Annotated in this window: 3 protein-coding genes and 1 pseudogene; all 4 read right to left on the bottom strand. The window is 77.2% G+C overall.

Features of this window, described 5'->3' with window-relative positions; genetic code table 11:
- Window positions 1-706: pseudogene (locus MPTA5024_RS33315) on the bottom strand (D-beta-D-heptose 1-phosphate adenosyltransferase); the annotation flags it as partial.
- The gene (locus MPTA5024_RS33310) at window positions 703-1,254 is read right to left on the bottom strand and encodes a D-sedoheptulose-7-phosphate isomerase (RefSeq protein WP_036331688.1); all 552 of its coding nucleotides are present in this window, start codon (window positions 1,252-1,254) and stop codon (window positions 703-705) included. The pseudogene MPTA5024_RS33315 and the gene MPTA5024_RS33310, both read right to left, overlap by 4 nt.
- 3 nt (window positions 1,255-1,257) lie before the next feature.
- Window positions 1,258-2,460 carry a glycosyltransferase gene (locus MPTA5024_RS33305; protein WP_036331686.1) on the bottom strand — a complete coding sequence of 401 codons (1,203 nt, stop codon included), beginning with the start codon at window positions 2,458-2,460 and terminating at the stop codon, window positions 1,258-1,260.
- The gene (locus tag MPTA5024_RS33300) at window positions 2,457-3,488 is read right to left on the bottom strand and encodes a glycosyltransferase family 9 protein (RefSeq protein ID WP_036331684.1); all 1,032 of its coding nucleotides are present in this window, start codon (window positions 3,486-3,488) and stop codon (window positions 2,457-2,459) included. Before MPTA5024_RS33300 ends, MPTA5024_RS33305 begins: the two co-directional genes overlap by 4 nt.
- Window positions 3,489-3,640 lie beyond the last annotated feature (152 nt).

Here is a 3,640-nt window from a genome sequence, read left to right as displayed (position 1 = left end):
CCGCGCAGAACCGGCCGCCCCGGCGGGCCAGCACGGCCCCCCGTTCGCCGAGCGTGACGGCGACGGCCTCCGCGCCGAGGTCGCGGACCAGGCGGCGGGCCGCCCGGTCGGCCGGGGCGTACGGCTCGCCGGACAGCGTCCTGGCCTCGGCCTCGCTCGGGGTGACCAGCGCGCACCCCGGGATCGGGAGCGAGCCGCGGGGATGGGGGTCCCAGACGAGGGGGACGTCGAGGCCGCCCAGGAGGTCCCGGTGGAGGTCGGCCACGCCTCCGCCGTAGTCGGCCACCAGCACGGCCGTGGCCCTTCGCAGCGCGGCCGCCGCCCGGCCCGCCGCGGCCGCGTCCGCCGCCGGTCCCCCGTCTCCGGTGTCGATCCGCAGCAGCGTCTGGCCGCGCGCCCTGACCCGGGTCTTGCGGACCGTGGACCCGCGCAGCGGCAGCCGTACGAGCTCGACGGCGGGCGCGAGCAGGCTCTCCAGCCGCCTGCCGGAGGCGTCGTCCCCGATCGCGGTGACGAGAACGACCTCCGTGCCGTCGCGGGCGGCCAGCAGCGCCGCCAGCCCCGCCCCTCCGGGGCGGTGGTGCTCCGCCAGCCCCTCCACCACAGGGACGGGCGCGTCCGGGCACAGCCGGGTGGCGTCGCCCTCGACGTCGACGTCGAGCAGGGAGTCTCCGACGATGACGACGGGTCCGATGGGTCCGGTCACGCGCACGCCTTCTCGATCACGTCGCAGAGCATGTGGATCACTGTGAGGTGCACCTCCTGGACGGTCGCGGTGTCCCCGGCGGGAACGGCGATGGACTCGTCGCACAGGTCCGCCAGCGGGTTCGGCGCGGGGCCGGTGAGCGCCCACGTCGTGAGCCCGCACTCGCGCGCCGCCTCGGCGGCCTCGGTGACGTTCGGGCTCGACCCGCTGGTGGACAGGCACATCAGCACGTCACCCGGACGGCCGTGCGCCCGCACCTGCCGGGCGTACAGCTCCCCCATGCCGAAGTCGTTGCCGATCGCCGTCAGCGTCGAGGTGTCGGCGTGCAGCGGGATCGCCGCGTACGGCCGGCGGTCGGCGCGGTAGCGTCCCACCAGCTCCGCCGTCAGGTGCTGGGCCTCGGCGGCCGAGCCGCCGTTGCCGCAGGCGAGCAGCCGCCCGCCGCCGCCGAGGACGCCCGCGAGCTTGAACCCCCAGGCGTAGATCTTGGGGGTCTCCGGGTCGACCGCCGACAGCGCGGTACTCAGCCGGGCCAGGTGAGGATGCATCGCTCAGCCTCCCGCCGCGGCGAGGCTGCCGAGGCGCCCGCCGATCAGGTTGCGATATACGGACTCGGTCTGCTCGGCCACCCGCGGCCAGCCGTACCGGGCGCGGGCCCGGCGCACTCCGGCCGCCGAGAGCGCGGCCCGCAGCGCGGGCCTGGCCAGCAGATCGCACAGCGCCCGGGCCAGGGCGCGGGGCCGGCGGGGCGGCACGAGCACTCCGCAGCCGGCCACGGTGTCGAGATGGCCGCCGACCGCGGAGGCCACGACGGGCACGCCGCACGCCAGGGCCTCCAGCGGCACCATGCCGAACGGCTCGTACCAGGGCACGGTCGCCAGGACGTCGGCCGAGCGCATCAGGGCGGGCACGTCCCGGCGGCCCACGCCGCCGATCAGGTGGACCCGGTCGGCCAGGCCGTAGGCGGCGGCCAGTTCGCGCAGCCGGGCGGTCTCCTCGTCGGACGGGTCGGCGGGGTCCCCGCCCGCGACGACGAGCTCGGCCTCCGGCACCAGGCGCATCGCCCGGATCACCGTGTCCACGCCCTTGCGCGGCACCATGCGGCCGATGCTGAGCACGCGCGGCCGGCCGTTGCCGGGGGCGGCCGGGCCGTCCGGGCGGAAGGTGTCCAGGTCGACGCCGCAGGGCACGACGGTGATCCGGTCGGCCGGCACGCCCATCACCGTCAGCTCCCTGACCTCGTCGCTGCAGGTGGCGATCACCGCGAGCGCGCGGCGTCCCACGTCGCGCTCGATCGCGACGCGCCGGGGCGGGCTGGTGTCCGCCGCGCCCTGCCAGCGCCGCTTCACCGTGCCGAGCGCGTGGAACGTCTGCACGACGGGCACGCCGAGGTCCTCGGCCGCCGTCACGGTCGCGAGCCCGCTCATCCAGAAGTGCGCGTGCGCCACGTCGGGCGGCCCGGCCGCCCAGCGGCGGGCGAGGTGCTCGGCGAACTCCCGCATGTACGGCAGGAGCTCGTCCTTGGGCACCTGCTCGGCCGGCCCGGCGGGCACGTGCTCGACCGTGACCCCGGGCGCCATCTCCACCCGGTCGGGCTGGCCGGGCGAGGTCCGCCGGGTGTGCACGGTGACCTCGTTGCCCCGCTGGGCCAGGGCGACGGCCAGCGCCGCCACGTGCACGTTCTGCCCGCCCGCGTCGACACCGCCGAGGGTCGCCAGCGGGCTGGCGTGTTCCGATATCAGGGCGATCCTCATGGCACCCTCTCTTTCACGACGGCGAGGCGGCGGACCGCCTCGACGACCTGATCTCCACGGACGGAGGAGAGGCACGGATGGCCGGGGACGGGGCAGACCCTCGCGCGGGTCCCCCGGCAGGAAGCCTGCTGGTCTCCCAGCAGCACGGACGGCACGCCGTACGGGGCCCAGCGGGCGGCGGGCACGACGGGCGCGAAGAGGCTGACGACGGGCGTGCCGACGGCGGCGGCCAGGTGGGCGGGGCCGGTGTTGGCCGCCACGACGGCGCCCGCCCCGGCGAGGACGGCGGCGAGCTCGGCGAACGTCGTTGCGCCGCCCAGGTCCAGCGCCTTGGGCCCGGCCACGAGGGCGGTGAGCTCGCGCTCCCCCGGGCTGCCGGTGACCACCACCCGCTCCCCCGCCTCGAGGAGCCCCTCGACGGCCTCGACCCAGCGTTGCGGGGGCCAGGCACGCGCCGGGGCCGTGGTGCCCGGGTGGACCACGACGTACCCGGGCGGCCCGGTGAAGTGGTCGACCTCCGGCAGGGGCGTCCGCACGGCCAGGCGGCCGTCGTCGCCGGGCGGGAGCGCGAACCCGGCGGCCCCGGCGAGGTCGAGCATGCGCTCGGCCTCCGGCACGTCCACGTCCTCGTCGACGACGTGGCGCACGTCCAGCAGGGAGCCGGGGTAGTCGGCGCTGATGGCGGCGATCACCGGCGTGCCGGCCATCCGGAGCAGCAGCGCCGTCGGCAGGGCCGACTGGTGGAACGAGGTGAGGATCAGCGCCGCGTCGGGCGCGATCCCGCGCACGGCGTCGATCAGCCCCAGGATGTGGGCCTCGGTCGCGGGCACGTGGCCGGGATCGATCCAGGGCGTCTGCCACTCGATCACGCGGTCCACACCCGGGAGCAGCTCGCCCGCGGCCCGGCCGTGCGGCCCGGCGAGCAGCACGACCTCGCGCGCCCCCGCGGCCACGGCCCGGATGGCCGGGCCGGCCAGCAGGACGTCGCCCGCGTTGTCGGGCCGCACCACCAGGGCGGTCCCGATCACGAGCGCCCTCCTGCCCGCGCCGACGCCTCGCCCCTGAGCCGGTGCGCGACCGCGACCGGCGGGATGACCACGCTCGTCACCGTCATGCGCAGGATCTCCTCCGCGGTCCGCGGCCCGGGCGCGATCCGCGCCCAGGCGAACTCGGCGGTCAG

Source organism: Microbispora sp. ATCC PTA-5024 (assembly GCF_000511135.2).
In the GTDB taxonomy this organism is placed as follows: domain Bacteria; phylum Actinomycetota; class Actinomycetes; order Streptosporangiales; family Streptosporangiaceae; genus Microbispora; species Microbispora corallina.
Note: the sequence above shows the minus strand (reverse complement) of the source record. Positions and strands in the feature narration are given on the sequence as shown.